Genomic DNA, 16,421 nt, shown 5'->3' on the forward strand with positions numbered 1-16,421 from the left:
CTTTTTATGATTTGCACTCTTGTAAGTTTTTGAACGATTTTTCCGTAAGATATGGGTAAAAAACCCTCTCTATCTGTTCAGTGACTCTTTTTACGCTTTTTTTATCGACTTTTTCTCCCAAAAGAAGTAGATATGGAGTCCAAAATTGACTGTACAACATAATAGTATCTGCTAAGTATGTGATAGTCTCTTTTGGAATCTCTTTAAGACACCCTTTTTCAATAAGATGTGAAATAAGCTTTAAAAGTTTTTCATACTGTTTTTTGTTATCTTCTAAAACCTCATTTGCCAAATGTTTATCTCTATTTATCAACAGTAGTAACTCTTTTCTAAGGAAACGGTACTCCCACCAAGTTTTTGCTACAAAATCGCAATAATTTTTCATTTCGCACAAATCGTCAGGCAACCTTTTGTTTTCGAAGTCGATAATATCTCTCATCTGTCGATATAATGCCCTTATAATATCCTCTTTGTTTTTAAAGTGGTAGTAAAGGTTTCCGGGACTTATGCCTGCGGCCTTTGCTATGTGGTTTGTGGTTATACTTTTTGTATCGTTGTCGTTAAATAGTTTCAGAGCCGTCTGTAAAATTTTCTCTTTAGTATTCACTACACACCTTTTAGAGTAATTACTCTAAAATGATATATAAAAAATTATAATATGTCAAATTTTTTTCTCATAGATAAAGATTATTAAAGCATAGATTATATAATTGAATGCTCTAAAAAATTACTAAATTTCACTCAGGCAAGTTGAAATTTTTAGTAAAGCTAACGCTTGTAAATTTTATTAGAAAGTGCTAAACAAGCGTACTTTTTTAGCCTTTTGGCGAACATAAAATTTTCAAGCTAAAATTTCAAATCCTTCGTTTTATTTGTAATTTTTCAGAGGTCTCAATTGACTTTATAAATCGCTACTGTATACCAGTTCAAAAGATTTCAAAGTGTTTTTAGAGGATTTCGTATGAGATTGAGTATTCTATATCGCTGAAGTATCTATCTAATATTTTTTCAATGTTTTGCAATCTTTTTTGAATATCCTCCTCGCTTAAGGCTAAAAAAACTATTGCAATCTCAGCCTCTTTTGGGTATTCACTTGAGATATCTAAAGTGGAGATGTTTAATTTTGAGAGTCTCTCTTTTATAGAGTTTAAGATTTTTCTTCTTCCTTTTAGGCTTTCGACGTAGGGAAGGTCTAGGGTTATTAAGAGATTTACTATATGCAATTTGTACCTTTGTGATATTTAAAACCTCTCTTTTTTACTTCTTCGATAAAGAAATCTATCCATCTTTTCGCCTCATTTTCATCATAAGAGGCAATAGAGATAACATCTTTATATGTGCCCTTTTCAATTGCCGGCAAAGAAGAGAATTCTATATTTTTAGGTATCATTTCCATTATATCCATAAGATCATTTTCACTTGCTTCTACACATATAGTAAATCTATGTTTATTAGGGGCTTTTGGATAAAATCTATCAAGAGCGTACTTGATCATGGGGTGCGACATTTGGGGAAATCCGGGAACAAAAAAATATCTCTCATCTAGAAAAAATCCAGGAACGTTATTTATCGGATTTGGTAAAAGCCCTGAGTTTATGGGGAGATTTGCCATATTTATCCTATGTGGATAGGCTTTTTCTTTAAATTGATTTATTATTAGATTTTTAGCCTCCTGGTTAGTTTCCATTGATGAGTTTCTAAACACTTTGGCCGCTATTTCTCTCGTAAAGTCGTCTGGAGTGGCTCCGATACCGCCAAAACTGAACATTACGCCGTTGGGATCTTTTTTGACTAGTTTAAAGATCTCTTCGATAAAGGATGGTTTGTCGGTTATGATAAAAGAGGCGGTAAGCTCCCAGCCTCTTTTTAAAAGCTCGTTTTTTACGAAATTAAAGTGTTTATCCTCTCTTCTGCCGTTTAGTATTTCGGTTCCGATGATTACAAGATAGAAATTTGGGTTTTTGATCGCCATTTATAAAACTTAGACTATATTTTACTTTTTATAAACTCCTCCATCTCGTCAACTATCTCTTCTATACCTCTCTCACCGTCGATTTTTTTAAGGACTCCCTTTTCTTCATAAAACTTTTCTATTGCGGCAAGCGGCTCTAGATAGACTTTCATCCTGTTTTTGAAAACCTCTTCGTTATCATCCGCGCCTCTTGCTCTTCCCAAAACTCTCTCTTTTGCCGTCTCTTCACTAACTACTACTTCTATAACCGCTTCTAGTTTAATATCTGGATTTTTATCTAGTATTTCATCTAGTGCATTCATCTGCTCTACACTTCTTGGAAATCCGTCTATTAGGATAACATCTTTATCGCTATTTTTTATAGCGCTTACTATAGTATCGATAACTATCTCTAAAGGAACTAGCTTACCGTTATCTATATAACTTGCTATAGTAGCGCCTAAAGCAGTTCCTTTTTTAACCTCTTCTCTCAAAAGCTCTCCAGTAGAGTAGTGAGCCACTATATCACCGTTTCTTTTTGCTATGATCTCCGCATCCGTGGTTTTACCGCTTCCCGGCGCTCCTATGATTAAAAAAAGTTTTTTCATAACTTCTCCTCTTTTGTTAAGTTTTTATGTTTTTTTGTTACTAAAAATCTTCAAATTTATTTGACTAATTATCTTGATGACAAATTATATTTTTCACTGTTTAATTCTATCTGATTTTTTCGACGAGTATCTTTTCGGCTTGGCCTCTACACATCGCTATTTTGGTTCCGTTTGCTTCTATTTGAATCGGACCAAAAAAACCCTTATTGAGTACTTTTATAACATCACCTATTATAAATCCCATCGCGTTTAGATGACATTTAAACTCGTCGCATTCACCGTCGTATCCAACAACTTTTACTATATCTCCGCTTTTAGCCTCAATCAGTTTCATACTTTTTTGGATTCTCTCACTCTTATGTGTAACTCTTTTAATTGTTCTGTTTCTACCGGACTTGGCGCGTTTGTAAGCAAACATTGAGCCTTTTGGGTTTTTGGAAAGGCTATGACGTCTCTTATGTTGTCTCTTTTAGTTAAAAGCATAATAAGTCTATCAAAACCTATCGCAAAACCGCCGTGAGGAGGTGCGCCAAACTTCAATGCTTCAAGCAAAAATCCAAATTTTTCGTTAGCTTCTTCTTCGCTTATACCCAAAATTTCGAAAACTTTTTTCTGTATCTGGAGTTTGTGTATCCTTATACTGCCTCCTCCAAGTTCTACCCCGTTTACTACCATATCGTATGCTTCGCTCGTAATATCTTCTATCTCTTCTTTATCTATGTTTTTAGGCATTGTAAATGGGTGGTGAAGTGCTTTTACTTTGACATGTCCCTCTTCGATTTCAAACATCGGAAAGTCTACAACCCATAAAAACTCATATCTAGAAGGATCTTTAAGATTTAAAATATCGCCAAGTTTATCTCTAAGTCTTCCCATATAGTCTAAAACTACCTTTTTACTACCGGCTCCAAAAAAGATAAGATCGCCTGCTTTAACCTCGGTTCTTTCTATCAAAGCGCTCTTTTCCTCTTCGCTTAAAAATTTCACTATAGGACCTTGAAGTTCTCCGTTCTCTTTTACTTTAACCCACGCAAGACCTTTTGCACCAAATTTTGCTACAAACTCAGTTAAGTAGTCAATCTCTTTTCTAGTTAGTTTATCTCCTCCCGGAACAGGGAGGGCTTTGATACGGTTTAGATTTTTAAACTGCGCAATCTCCCTAAAGACTTTTAGTTGTGTATTTTCAAAGATATCTATTACGTCAACAAGTTTTAGATCAAATCTAAGGTCAGGTTTATCGGTTCCGTAACTTTCCATAGCCTCTTTGTACGGCATTCTTCTAAAAGGAGTTTTTATGTTTATGCCGCAAGCCGCAAATATAGTTTTTATAAGTCCCTCTGCCACCTCTATAACATCATCTTCGGTGCAAAAACTCATCTCTACATCTATCTGGGTAAATTCTGGCTGTCTGTCAGCTCTTAGATCCTCGTCTCTGAAGCATTTAGCAATCTGAAAATATCTGTCAAATCCGCTAACCATCAAAAGCTGTTTGAAAAGTTGAGGAGATTGTGGAAGGGCGTAAAACTCTCCCGGATAAAGTCTGCTTGGAACAAGATAGTCTCTTGCGCCTTCTGGAGTAGATTTTGTTAGTATAGGAGTTTCAACCTCCAAAAAGCCGTTTGCATCTAAAAAGTTTCTAGCTGCGATAGCCGCTTTACTTCTAAGTTTAAAAGTGTCGAAAGCCTTTTTTGTTCTAAGATCTAAATATCTGTATTTTAATCTTATCTCTTCGTTTACGTTTTCATCGCCTAAAACAAAAGGCGTAGGTTCGCTTCTGTTTTCAATGGTTAACTCTTCGACTACAACTTCTATCTTGCCGGTTTTAAGTTTTGGGTTTTCAAGTCCTTCGCCTCTTAGTCTGACTTTTCCTTTGGCTATCAAAACATATTCGTCTCTTACTTCTGTGGCTACTTTGTGAGCATTTTGGCTATCGGCCGGATCGCAGACAAGCTGTACGATACCACTTTTGTCTCTTAGGTCTATGAAAATAACTCCGCCGTGGTCTCTGTAGCTGTTTGCCCAACCGCAAAGAACTACCTCTTTTCCAATATCATTCTCATTTAGTTCCGCACAATAGTCTGTTCTCAAATCTCATCCTTTAAGCTCTATTTTGAGGGTGATTATATCAAAGATATGCTTTAAGTTATGATAAAATTATAGTTTTGAGTCTAGTTGGCTGATTATGAGAGTTTTGAAGGAAAATAATGGAGATTAAAAGAGTCGGTATCGTATTGAGACCATCCGCACCCGATCTAAAAGAGCTTTTTTTTAAGATAAAAAACGCTTTTGAAAAAGAGGGGATAGAGGTTCTTATAGATAGTATAAGTGCATCGATGATCGGTGTTTTAGGACAAGAGTTTGACGTATTATGTAAAAAGAGCGATATTTTGACCTCAATAGGAGGCGATGGGACACTTATCTCTTTAGTTAGAAGAAGCTACAGATACCACAAACCTGTTCTTGGAATATATGTGGGAAAACTAGGATTTTTAACGGATGTTTTACCGGATGAGATAGAAGATTTCATAAAAAAATTGAAAAAAAATCAAGTTAGGATAGATAACAGAATGATGATGGAAGCGTCTATTAGCGGTAAAGATGAAAAAATGTTCTCCTTTAACGACATAGTTATAACTAGACAAGCTATTTCAAAAATGATACATATAGACGCATTTATAGATAAAAAATGGTTCAATACTTACTACGGAGATGGACTTATCATATCAACGCCTACAGGCTCAACAGCTTACAATCTAGCTTCGGGCGGTCCTGTTGTTTATCCTTTGACTAACGCATATATTTTAACGCCAATCTGTCCACACTCACTTACTCAAAGACCTTTAGTGCTTCCAGCGGAGTTTGAGATACAGATAAAAACGAAGAGCGAAAACGCATTAATGGTTGTGGACGGCCAAGAGATTTATGAGTTTTCTCCAAATGAGACTATAACCATAAAAAGGGCTCAGATAGGAGCTAAACTGATCCATAGACTCGAGAGAAACTATTTTGAGGTTTTAAGAGAGAAACTTCATTGGGGGATGTAGTTGATAGAGAGACTTTATCTAAAAGATTGCCTCTCTTTTAGGGAGGCTGAACTTGAATTTAAAGATGGACTTATAGTTTTTACAGGTCCTAGTGGTGCCGGTAAATCGGTACTTATAAATTCCATTTTGGCTCTTTTTGGACTTAAGGCTCCCCAAGCTAAAATAAGCGAGATCACTTTAACAAACGATACTGATCTTGAGAGATTTGGTTTTGATAACGAAGAGATAATAGTTGTTAAAGGGATCAAGAAGGAGAAAGTTCGATTTTTTTTGAACTCGCAAATGATCTCTAAAAGGGTTTTAAAAGAGGTTTTCAAAGAGAGGGTTGGATATCTGAGTCAAAAAGATGAAAATATATTTAAAAATCAAAATATTTTAAAGATTATAGATGATATTTGCGAAAAAAAATTTGAAAAATTTTCAACTTTGAAAGAGGAGTTTAAAGAGAAGTTTTTAAAATATAAAGATATAGAAGATAGATTATGTAGAATATTAGAAGATGAAAAAAGAGTAAACGAACTTATGGAGTTTGCTAAGTTCGAGATAGAAAAGATTGATAAAATTTCACCGAAAATAGGCGAATACGAAGAGTTGTTACAGATAAAAAAAGAGCTCTCCAAAAGAGAGAAGATAGAAGAGGCTATAAATAGAGCCGAAGGCATTTTTGAATACGAATCAATGGTGTATGAAGCGTTAGATAAAATAGGAAAGGATTCATCCTTTTTCGATGAGGCTATGAACGAGTTAAGGTCTATTTTTGAAGACCAAAAAAATAGACTTTTTGAGCTTGATAATATTGAAATAGAGGATGTGTTAAACAGATTAGAAGAGTTATCTGAGCTTAAAAGAAGATATGGCTCAATCGAAGATGCACTTGAATATAAAGAGGAAAAGATAAAAGAGTTAAGAGAGTATGAAAATCTAAGTTTTGAAAAAAGCAATCTGGAAAAAGATAAAAGTGAGCTAAAAAGAGTTTTAAAGAGTTTATCTGAAGAGATATCAAAATTTAGACAAGAAGCCATAAAAAGTCTAAAGGAGGATATCAACTCCTATACTAAAGAGTTAAAACTCCCTTTTGTAGATTTTAGATATGAAAAAAAAGAGTTGGATATCGAAGGAGAAGATTTTTTTAAAATAGAACTAAAAGGTGTGGGTTTTGAAAATATAAGTTCCGGGGAGTTTAATAGATTGAGGTTGGCTCTACTTGCTTCTTGGAGCAGATATAAACAAACTAAGGGACAAATACTTATTTTAGATGAGATAGACGCAAATGTAAGCGGTGAAGAGTCTATGGGTATAGCTAAGATTTTGAAAAAACTCTCTAAAAGTTATCAGATTTTTGCCATATCTCATCAAGCGCAGCTTAGTTCTGTAGCCAATCAGCATTTTTTAGTTGTTAGAGAAAATGAAGAGAGTAGAGTTTTAGAGCTCGATTTTGAAAAAAAGATAGATGAGATAGCAAGAATCATAAGCGGAGAGAATATTACAAAAGAGGCAAAAGAGTTTGCTAGAAGGATTTTGAGTAGGAAATAAGGTAGTTAGGTGGTAAGGTGGTAGGGTGATAAGGGGGTAGGGAAAGATAGAAAAATCCAATATCCATTGTCTATTGTCCAATATCTATCTAATAAGGAGATATTTTGTTAATCGATACTCATTGCCATCTTGATGATGAAAGATTTGAAGAAGATCTAGATGAGGTAATAAAAAGAGCTTTTAAAAACGGTGTAAAAGCTTTTGTGATCCCAGGAGCCGATCCCGATGATCTAGAAAAAGCAAAAAATATAAGCGAGAGGTACGATGAGATCTTTTTTGCCGCGGGGGTTCATCCCTATGAGATAGAAAAATTTGACGAAAGAGCGCTCAAAGAGTATTTAAAACATCCAAAATGTATAGCGGTTGGGGAGTGTGGGTTGGATTATTACAGACTTCCAAAAGATGAAACGGAGAAAAAAGAGGAAAAAGAGAGACAAAAAGAGATTTTTTCTAAACATATAAAGTTAGCTAAAGAAGTCCAAAAACCTTTAATAGTTCATATCAGAGAGGCAAGTTTTGACTCTAAAGAGATCTTAATCAATAACGGAGCCAAAGATGTTGGAGGAGTATTGCACTGTTTCAATGCCAGCGAGATTTTACTTGAACTCTCAAATTACGGTTTTTATTTTGGTATAGGCGGTGTTATTACCTTTAAAAATGCGAAAAAACTTGTAAATATTTTGCCAAAAATCCCAAAAGATAAAATCGTTTTAGAAACTGACGCTCCATATTTGACTCCACATCCTTATAGAGGAAAAAGAAATGAGCCAGCTTATACACTTTATGTGGCTCAAAAAATTGCAGAAATTTTAGGTATGGATCTTGCAGATGTATGTAGTATTACTATTAAAAATGCCAAAAGAGTATTTAAAGAGCTGGAAAAAATTGTATAATAATATCTAAAAATAGAAATTAGGAGTATTTTTGAGAAGGGGATTAGCGTTAATATTGCTTTTTTTTGTAAATTTATATGCAAGTTTGGATATAGGTGGCTACTACAATAAAGAGATTGAGATCTTAAGAAGTTTAGATATAGACCCATCTTTCGTAACTAATAGATATTATATAAATATAAAAAAAGAGTATGAAAAATACAAAAAACGCCATTTTTTCAATACGCAAAGTAAATCGTTTATATATATTCCTACGATAAAGAGACTTATGAGTGAAGCAAGAGTTCCTCAAGTTTTTCTTTTTATGGCTATGGCCGAATCAAACTTTTCGCTTCACGCTAAATCCCACAAAAAAGCTGTAGGACTTTGGCAGTTTATACCGCAAACAGCGAAAAAATACGGGCTTAGAATCGATGAGTATGTAGATGAGAGAAAAGATCCGGTAAAATCGACAAAAGCGGCTATTAGATATCTACAAGATCTCTATGCAAAATTTGGAAGATGGTATCTTGCTGCTCTTGCGTATAACTCAGGAGAAGGGAGGGTAGCAAGAGCTATCAAAAAAGCCAAAACGAAAAAGCTAGAAGTACTTATTGATCCAAAAAAGAGGTATTTGCCTAAAGAGAGTAGAAGATATATAAGAAAGATTATAGCACTTGCATTGATGGGAAATGATGAGAACTATTTTTTAAAGGACGATTTTGACTATATATTAAATAGAGGCTCTGCATACTCTTTGGCGGTAGTAAAAGTTAGAGGCGGCGACGTTTTAAGCGATATAGCCGAAAGCATAAAGATAAAAGAGTCAATTTTAAGAGAGCTTAACGCACATTTAAAATACGGTTTTGTACCGCCTTACGTAAAAGAGTACGATATATATATACCCTATATAAAACTTGCCGATTTTAAGGATAACTATAGACCTACTGATAAAAAGAGAGCTTACATAGTCTATAGAGTAAAAAGAGGAGACTCTTTGGTAAAAATTGCTAGAAAATACGATATTTCATATAAAGTTATAAAAGACTTTAATAAACTAAAATCAAATATTTTAAGAGTAAATCAAACTCTTATAATACCTGTACCTAAAAAGAGTAAAATTGTTTACAAAGTAAAAAAGGGTGATACTCTTTTATCTATTTCTAAAAGATATGGCATAAGTGTATCAAAGTTGAAAAAACTTAACGAAAAAAAAGATAATATGATTAGAGTTGGAGAGAGACTTGTTATTATCAATTAGGAGTTTTTTATTTTTATTTTTTCTGATATTTATATTCAGTGGGTGTGCTCAAAGAAGTTTTGTTTACTACTCTCCTACAGAAAAAAGTTACGGTAAACCTAAAAGCTCTTTTGCCGTACACAGAGCCACAATGAGACCTTATAAAGTAGGTGGAAAAACATACTATCCTACAGTAGTTAGAGTTGGTACCAAATATAGAGGAACTGCTAGCTGGTATGGACCTAATTTTCACGGAAAAAAGACAAGTAACGGCGAATATTATAATATGTACGAACTTACTGCGGCACACAAAACTCTACCTATGAATACTATGGTAAAAGTTACAAATCTAAATAACGGCAGAAGTGTTGTAGTTAGAATAAACGACAGAGGACCTTTTGTCAAAAATAGAATCATCGATCTATCTTACGCCGCTGCAAAAAAGATCGGAGTGATTGGAAAAGGTACGGCTCCTGTTGAGATAGAAGTTTTGGGATTTGATAAAACTATTGCTACTTTAGCATCAGGAGCCAAAAAAGAGGTTGAAATAGGAAATTTTGGAGTACAGATCGCCTCATTTAGGAGATTTGAGGGTGCTCAAATCACGAAAAAGAGGTATGCTCAGGTAGATGGAAGATATAGAGCCGTTATAAAAAAGTTTATTGTTGATGACGAACCTCTATATAGAGTATGGCTTATAGGTTTTGAAAGCGAAGATGAAGCTAGAGATTTTATTGCTTCGGGAAGATTTCCCGGCGCTTTCGTGGTTAGAGAATAGTGTAAGATTAAAGGATCGGTATGGTTGAGATAAAAAGAGTAACGAAAGAGACGGATATTTTTGTAAAACTAGATATTAAGGGAACCGGTAAATATCGTATTGACACAGGTATAGGTTTTTTCGATCATATGCTTCAGAGTTTAGCCAAACATGCGTATTTTGATCTTGAAATAGAGTGTAAAGGTGACCTTCACGTAGATTTTCATCATAGTGTAGAAGATGTAGGAATCGTTTTGGGGGAAGCTTTTAATAAAGCTGTATTCCCTTTGAAAAACAAAGAGCGATTTGGCGATGCGGTAGTCGTTATGGATGAAGCCGCCGTTGAGTGTTCACTTGATCTTTCAAATAGACCTTTTTTATTGTATGAAGTAGATATTGAGGGCAAAATCGGAGAGTTTGATTGTGAACTTTTCGAAGAGTTTTTCAGAGCTTTTGTTTACAACGCCAAAATTACCACACATATTGTTAAAAAAAGAGGAAAAAACAGACACCATATAGCAGAAGCCGCATTTAAATCTTTAGCTGTGGCATTAAGAAGAGCTCTAAAAGAGAGTGATAAAGCTTCTATTCCAAGTACGAAAGGTGTGCTTTGATAGAGCTTTTGATTTTGGACGTTGACGGATGTATGACAAATGGAAAGATTATATATACTAACAGCGAAGATGAGCTCAAAGAGTTTAACGTAAAAGACGGTTTTGCTATAAAGCAGTGGATGAGATTTGGAAAAAAGGTAGCCATAGTAACTGGAAGAGATTCTAAAATTGTGGAAAGAAGAGCGAGAGAGTTAGGAGTTGATTATCTTTATCAGGGAGTAAAAAACAAACTGGAGGCTCTTTTAAAAATTAAAGAGGATTGTGGATTGGATTTTAAAAATATTGCAGCTATAGGCGATGATTTAAACGACTTTAGACTACTTAAAAAAGTTGGAATAAGTTTTGCGCCAAACGATGCCGTTGATTTTTTGCACTCACACGTAGATGTAGTGCTTTCTAAAAAAGGTGGAGACGGAGCGGTTAGGGAAATGATAGAATATCTTCTTAAAAAAGAGGGTCTTTTTAAAGAGTATCTCAATTTTTGGATTGAGGAAATATAGTTGAAACTGATCTATTTTTTACTATCTTTAATACTTTTTTTCTTTATATGGACTATCTATGTGAAGCCTTATAGATTGGATATCAAAAGCGCTAAAGATATCCCGGAGGTTGTTTTTAAAGATTTTGTAACTTATGAGATAAATAAAAATGGACTTGAAACAAAACTTTTTGGACAAATAGGAAAAAAATATAAAGACAGATTGGAGATTGAAGATATTAAATATTATGGCTACAAAGAACCAAAAGAGGAGTTAAAGGCAAAAAAAGGAGTTTATAAAAAAGATATTATTTATCTGTACGGTAAAATTTTTTATAAAACGAAGGATATTAGTTTTTTTTCCGAACAAGCTGAGTACGATACTCAAAAAGAGATAATAAAAAGTAAAACTAGATTTAGTCTTTTTACCAATAGTGCTGAAGTTGTGGGAACTGATTTGATTTATTATAGAAATAAAGGTAAAATTTTGGCTAAAAATATAGAAGCAAAAATATATGAGAAGAAGAGAAAATGAGTATAAAAAAGATAGTTACTTATATGTTTTTAGTGTCTCTATCTCTTTTTGCGGCCGATGTGGAGATAACATCAAAAGCATTTGAAGCTGATGAGAAAAAACTTATATCTATATTTACGGGTGACGTAGATATTAAAAAAGGCAAAGATAGGATAAAAGCACAAAAAGTTATAGTGTATTTTGATAAAGATAGAAAGCCTATAAAATATGAAGCTTTTAAAAACGTAAAGTTTAAGATAGTTTTGGATGATAACAAATCTTATGAGGGTAAAGCGCAAAAGATAGTTTATTTGCCAAGTAAGCTAGAGTATATTTTAGAAAAAGATGTTTTTATTTTGCAAAAACCGGAAATGAGAAAGATATATGGCGAAAAAATAGTAGTAAATAGGCTTACCGGTCAAGCTTCAGTAAAAGGCGATAAAGATAAACCGGTAAAATTTATCTTTAAAATTGAAGAAAACTCAACAAAGGTAGATAAGTGATAAAGGCTGTTAAAGCCTTCTTCGTGACTTCTGCACCTTCTATAAAGGAGGCTCCTCCTGAGAGTTTAAGCGAAGTGGCTTTTTTAGGAAGAAGTAATGTAGGAAAAAGCTCCTTGCTTAACTCTTTGGTGGAGAGAAAAAATCTAGCAAAAAGTTCAGCAACTCCGGGAAAAACAAGACTTATAAATTTTTTCGATATAGAGTATAAAAGCGATGAAGATATTTTTCCTTTGATGTTTGTGGATTTACCCGGGTTTGGGTATGCGAAAGCATCTAAAAGTTTAAAGAACGAATGGCAAAAAAATCTTACGCAATTTGTTAAAAATAGAGCATCTATAAGAGTTTATATACTTTTAAGAGATGCAAGACATCCTAAGCTAAAGATAGATGAAGATGCAAAAGAGTTTATAAAAACGATAAGAAAACCGGATCAAAAACTAATAGAAGTTTTTACTAAAGTTGACAAACTAAAACAAAAAGAGCTTTCAAAATTAAAAAGAGATTTTCCCGATGCAATTTTGGTATCAAACACAAAAAAAAGAGGTATTGAAGAACTTAAAAAAGAGATTATAAAAACTGTTTTTGGAAAAGAGGTATGAAGATAACCTATTGTAAACCTAAACTTTATCATATTGAAGATATGCAAAGGGTTGTTAAAAAGGCTGTTGAAGAGGGTATAATACTTCCAAGAAGCGATGATGAAATAGCAACAAATATTAGATCTTACATAATAGCTCAAAAAGATAAAAAGATTATTGGTTTTACCGCTTTGCATATTCATACAAAAACATTAGCCGAAATTAGAAGTTTGATAGTTGATGAAAACTTTAGGGGTTTGGGAGTAGGTAAAAATTTGGTTTTAAAGGCTATCCAAGAGGGTAAAGAGTTAGGCGTACAAGAGATACTCTCATTAACTTACAGTAAAGAGTTTTTTGAGAAATTGGGCTTTATAGAGATCGAAAAAGAGAAAATCCCTGAGCATAAAATCTGGGCAGATTGTATAAAATGCAAACATTTTCCTATATGCAACGAAATATCGATGATAAAAAAAATATAAGAAATTTTTTTATATTTTTACTTTCAATTTTATATGAAACGTTAACTACTATATATTTATTTCTTCCGCCCCTTTTGGGTGTCGCTTTTTGGTTTTTTTTGAATAATAAAGAGAGTAAATCGTTAAATTTTTATATATTAATTTATACTCTTTTTTTTGAAGCAGATCACTCTTTACCTTTTTTTAGTACTTTTTTATTTTTTATTTTTTTAAAAAATGTTTTTTTGAAACTGTATAAATATTTTTTACAAATTTTTATTTTAAAAGTTTTTGCAGTGGTAACTTTTTATCTTACCTATCCTGTTTTTATATTTTTGTTGCATAAAATTTTTAAAACAGATATCATAATTGTAAATTCAGACTATTTTGGATATATATTGATTGAGATTTTTTTAGTGTTGGTTGTTGGATAGATGAGATTAAAGATTTTTTTCTACCTGTTTTTGCTTGTATGGATAGTTCTTCTGAGCAAGGTTTACTACCTTAGTATTAAATCTAATAGTTATTATGAATCTTTAGCCAAACAAAATATGATCAAAAAAGAGTGGATTATTCCCACAAGAGGAGAGATTCTTGATAGAAATTTAAAACCTCTAGCAGTGAACAATATAGGATTTAAAATAAAGGTTAAACCGCATCTATCATATAAGAAAAAAATCAAAGAACTTAATACCACAATAGATTATATTCACTCCCTTTTTCCAAATCTTGATAAAGCGAAAATGTATAGAAAATATAAAAGAAAGGATTCTCCTTACAATCACGATTTTATAGAAGTTGTGAGTTTTATTCCTTATGAAGAGGTTCTTCCCCATTTTGTAAAGTTAAATCTAAAAAAAGATATTTTGGTAGAACCTACGTTTAAAAGATACTATCCCAATAAAGATTTGGCTTCTCATATTATAGGTTATGTCTCAAGGACAAATAAAAAAGAGGCAAAAAGAGATCAAGTTGCAAAACTTGTTGGAATTATAGGTAAAGCGGGAGTCGAAAAATATTATAACAAATATCTTCAAGGCGAACTTGGATATAGACTTGTAAAAGTAACCGCTTTTAACGAAGAGATAGAGACTCTTGAACAAAAAGAACCAAAAGAGAATAGAGATCTTGTTTTGACGATAGATATAAGACTTCAAAAATATATAGAAAAACTATTTGAATCAAAAGCTGGTGTTGCTATTGTTATGGGGCTTGACGGAGAGATTTTGGCTGCCGGGAGTTTTCCAGAATATGATATAAATATGTTTGTATCGGGAATTTCAAAAGATAAATGGTATGAGCTTATAAACAACTTTGACCACCCGTTTACAAACAAACTCATAAACGGACTCTATCCTCCGGCTTCTACTATAAAGATGGGAGTTGCGCTCTCTTTTTTAGATACAAAAAAAATAAACGCATATACTCCATTTTACTGCAATGGTGCGATAGAACTAGGAAAAAGAAAGTTTAGGTGTTGGAAAAGAACGGGACACGGCGAAACAAGAATGAAAAAAGCTATAAGAGAGAGTTGTGACGTATATTTTTACGAAGGTAGTTTGAAAGTTGGTATAGATAAAATTGCAAAAACTTTAAGAGAGTTGGGTTTTGCAAGAAAAACCGGCGTTGATCTTCCAAATGAATTTATAGGAATTATTCCAGACAAAGAGTGGAAAGAGAGAAAATACGGTAGAAAATGGTATATAGGCGAAACCGTTGTAGCATCGATAGGACAGGGATATGATTTAGTAACGCCTATGCAGATGGCTAGACATACCGCTCTTTTAGCTTCAGGTAAACTTCCTACTCCTCATTTCGCAAAAAGGTTTGTAAACAAAAAGTATAAACCAAAATATGAAGATGTTTTGACACCTCTTCAAAAAAGAAAGCTACCAGCTATAAGAAGGGCTATGTATGAAGTTTGTAATCATCCTAAAGGGACGGCTACGGCACATATAAAGACATCTATAAAAATAGCAGGTAAAACCGGTACCGCTCAGGTTATTGGCATTCCTCAGGATGAAAAGGAGAGAATGAAAGAAGAAGAGCTAAAATATTATAGCCGTTCTCACGCTTGGCTGACAACTTACGGGCCTTATAAAAATCCAAAATATGTGGTAACCGTTTTAGTAGAACACGGAGGACATGGAGGAAGTGCGGCCGGGCCGATAGTTTCAAAAATATATGATAAGTTAATAGAACTAGGATATATAAAATAAAAATATAGGCAAGGGTTAAAAAACTTGTTTGCTTTGTTTGTTAACCCAAGCTTGATATGGAGTTGTAAGCAAAAAGAGTAAGTATTGTTAAAAGAGCTATACCAGCAGCCTTGTTATACATTTTGTTAGCCGTTATGAAAACTAAAACTACTGAAACAACAAGAGCTGTTGATATATCAAACAGATATTTGTGAATATCAACATCTAACGGATTTACAATTGCGGCCGAACCTAAGACAATTGTGAAGTTTGCCGCATTAGATCCTATTATATTTCCTATGCTCATATCTGCTTTTTTGTTTATTGCGGCAACTATACTAACCATAAGTTCAGGAAGACTCGTTCCGAAAGCTATCAAGAATAGACCGATTATCCACTCGCTTATTCCAAAATTTCTAGCTACATTTGAAGCGCTCTGGATTGCAAAATCGGCTCCTCCAACTACACTTACAAATCCAACGATTAATAGTATCGATGTTTTTAACCATGAAAAAGGCTCTTTAACAAGATCCTCATCTATCTCTTCAGAGAGCAGTGTAGCCTCTTTTGATAAAAATATTACATATCCTACCATTAAAATCAAGAACAAAAAACCTTCAAATCTAGTAATTACGCCGTCAAAAGCCATTAAAATAAAAACGAAAACCGGAATTAATGCCCATGTGCTATCTTTTGCAAAGATGTCTCTTTTTGGATTGATATTTTTGGAGATTAAAAAAACGAGACCTAAAACTAAAGTTATATTGAGTATGACACTACCTAAAACGTTTGCTACCGCCATTTCGCTTTTATGGTTGTAACTTGCCGCTATGCTAGCGGCCATTTCCGGAAGACTGGTTCCTATCGCAACTAAGGTAGCGCCTATTACAAATTCGGAAATATTGAAATGCAAAGCTATTCTTTCTGCCTCTTTTATGATTAAGTCAGCTCCTTTTATAAGAATCGTCATAGAAATTATGAAGATGATAAAATCCAAATATGCTCCTTTATTATTAAGTTAAAATAGTTAAAAATGTTTAGTAGTAAAGTGGTTGAAATAGTTTAAAAAAGTT

At 33.4% G+C, this 16,421-nt stretch carries 19 protein-coding genes; 12 read left to right on the top strand and 7 right to left on the bottom strand.

Annotated elements, in window-relative coordinates; translation table 11 throughout:
* Positions 1 to 4: 4 nt before the first annotated feature.
* From NIL_RS04040 to aspS, 6 genes are all read right to left on the bottom strand, one after another.
* Positions 5 to 607, bottom strand: coding sequence for a TetR/AcrR family transcriptional regulator (locus NIL_RS04040; protein WP_187648331.1), 603 nt, complete (start codon positions 605 to 607; stop codon positions 5 to 7).
* A 340-nt stretch (positions 608 to 947) separates the two neighbouring features.
* On the bottom strand, positions 948 to 1,223 hold the full coding sequence (locus NIL_RS04045; protein WP_187648332.1) for a DUF503 family protein: 276 nt from the start codon (positions 1,221 to 1,223) through the stop codon (positions 948 to 950).
* Entirely contained in the window at positions 1,214 to 1,972 is a 759-nt protein-coding gene (locus NIL_RS04050) for a competence/damage-inducible protein A (RefSeq protein ID WP_187648333.1), read from the bottom strand. The genes NIL_RS04045 and NIL_RS04050 overlap by 10 nt, the downstream gene beginning before the upstream one ends.
* A 14-nt stretch (positions 1,973 to 1,986) precedes the next feature.
* A complete protein-coding gene (locus NIL_RS04055) occupies positions 1,987 to 2,559 on the bottom strand; it encodes an adenylate kinase (RefSeq protein ID WP_187648334.1) in 573 nt (190 codons plus the stop codon).
* 106 nt (positions 2,560 to 2,665) lie between these two features.
* On the bottom strand, positions 2,666 to 2,893 hold the full coding sequence (locus NIL_RS04060) for a FeoA family protein (RefSeq protein ID WP_187648335.1): 228 nt from the start codon (positions 2,891 to 2,893) through the stop codon (positions 2,666 to 2,668).
* Positions 2,890 to 4,647, bottom strand: a complete 1,758-nt coding sequence (aspS, locus tag NIL_RS04065; protein ID WP_187648336.1) for an aspartate--tRNA ligase — start codon at positions 4,645 to 4,647, stop codon at positions 2,890 to 2,892. The genes NIL_RS04060 and aspS overlap by 4 nt, the downstream gene beginning before the upstream one ends.
* A 116-nt stretch (positions 4,648 to 4,763) precedes the next feature.
* Between aspS and NIL_RS04070 the strand changes: the two genes are divergently transcribed.
* The 12 genes from NIL_RS04070 (at position 4,764) to mrdA (ending at position 15,369) form a co-directional block, all read left to right on the top strand.
* Positions 4,764 to 5,603: an NAD(+)/NADH kinase gene (locus tag NIL_RS04070; RefSeq protein WP_187648337.1), complete on the top strand. Its 840-nt coding sequence runs from the start codon at positions 4,764 to 4,766 to the stop codon at positions 5,601 to 5,603.
* A complete protein-coding gene (locus tag NIL_RS04075) occupies positions 5,604 to 7,136 on the top strand; it encodes an AAA family ATPase (RefSeq protein WP_187648338.1) in 1,533 nt (510 codons plus the stop codon). It begins immediately after the preceding gene.
* Between the two features lie 104 nt (positions 7,137 to 7,240).
* Positions 7,241 to 8,029, top strand: coding sequence for a TatD family hydrolase (locus NIL_RS04080; protein WP_187648339.1), 789 nt, complete (start codon positions 7,241 to 7,243; stop codon positions 8,027 to 8,029).
* 31 nt (positions 8,030 to 8,060) lie between these two features.
* Positions 8,061 to 9,269 carry a lytic transglycosylase domain-containing protein gene (locus tag NIL_RS04085; protein ID WP_187648340.1) on the top strand — a complete coding sequence of 403 codons (1,209 nt, stop codon included), beginning with the start codon at positions 8,061 to 8,063 and terminating at the stop codon, positions 9,267 to 9,269.
* A gap of 130 nt (positions 9,270 to 9,399) precedes the next feature.
* Positions 9,400 to 10,026, top strand: a complete 627-nt coding sequence (locus NIL_RS04090) for a septal ring lytic transglycosylase RlpA family protein (protein ID WP_246434465.1) — start codon at positions 9,400 to 9,402, stop codon at positions 10,024 to 10,026.
* Between the two features lie 20 nt (positions 10,027 to 10,046).
* Positions 10,047 to 10,619 (top strand): imidazoleglycerol-phosphate dehydratase HisB, encoded by a 573-nt coding sequence (hisB, locus tag NIL_RS04095; protein ID WP_187648342.1) that lies wholly within the window; start codon positions 10,047 to 10,049, stop codon positions 10,617 to 10,619.
* A complete protein-coding gene (locus NIL_RS04100; protein ID WP_187648343.1) occupies positions 10,616 to 11,119 on the top strand; it encodes a KdsC family phosphatase in 504 nt (167 codons plus the stop codon). The genes hisB and NIL_RS04100 overlap by 4 nt, the downstream gene beginning before the upstream one ends.
* Entirely contained in the window at positions 11,120 to 11,632 is a 513-nt protein-coding gene (lptC, locus tag NIL_RS04105; protein ID WP_187648344.1) for an LPS export ABC transporter periplasmic protein LptC, read from the top strand.
* Complete coding sequence (gene lptA / locus NIL_RS04110; RefSeq protein WP_187648345.1) at positions 11,629 to 12,114, top strand: lipopolysaccharide transport periplasmic protein LptA; 486 nt, start codon at positions 11,629 to 11,631, stop codon at positions 12,112 to 12,114. Before lptC ends, lptA begins: the two co-directional genes overlap by 4 nt.
* Positions 12,114 to 12,713, top strand: coding sequence for a ribosome biogenesis GTP-binding protein YihA/YsxC (gene yihA / locus NIL_RS04115; RefSeq protein ID WP_187648584.1), 600 nt, complete (start codon positions 12,114 to 12,116; stop codon positions 12,711 to 12,713). Before lptA ends, yihA begins: the two co-directional genes overlap by 1 nt.
* Positions 12,710 to 13,171: an N-acetyltransferase gene (locus NIL_RS04120; protein ID WP_187648346.1), complete on the top strand. Its 462-nt coding sequence runs from the start codon at positions 12,710 to 12,712 to the stop codon at positions 13,169 to 13,171. Before yihA ends, NIL_RS04120 begins: the two co-directional genes overlap by 4 nt.
* 413 nt (positions 13,172 to 13,584) lie before the next feature.
* A complete protein-coding gene (gene mrdA, locus NIL_RS04125) occupies positions 13,585 to 15,369 on the top strand; it encodes a penicillin-binding protein 2 (RefSeq protein ID WP_187648347.1) in 1,785 nt (594 codons plus the stop codon).
* A gap of 40 nt (positions 15,370 to 15,409) precedes the next feature.
* Here mrdA and NIL_RS04130 read toward each other — a convergent pair whose 3' ends face one another.
* Entirely contained in the window at positions 15,410 to 16,345 is a 936-nt protein-coding gene (locus NIL_RS04130) for a calcium/sodium antiporter (protein WP_187648348.1), read from the bottom strand.
* Between the last annotated feature and the right edge of the window lie 76 nt (positions 16,346 to 16,421).

It is taken from the genome of Nitrosophilus labii (genome assembly GCF_014466985.1).
Taxonomy (GTDB): domain Bacteria; phylum Campylobacterota; class Campylobacteria; order Campylobacterales; family Nitratiruptoraceae; genus Nitrosophilus_A; species Nitrosophilus_A labii.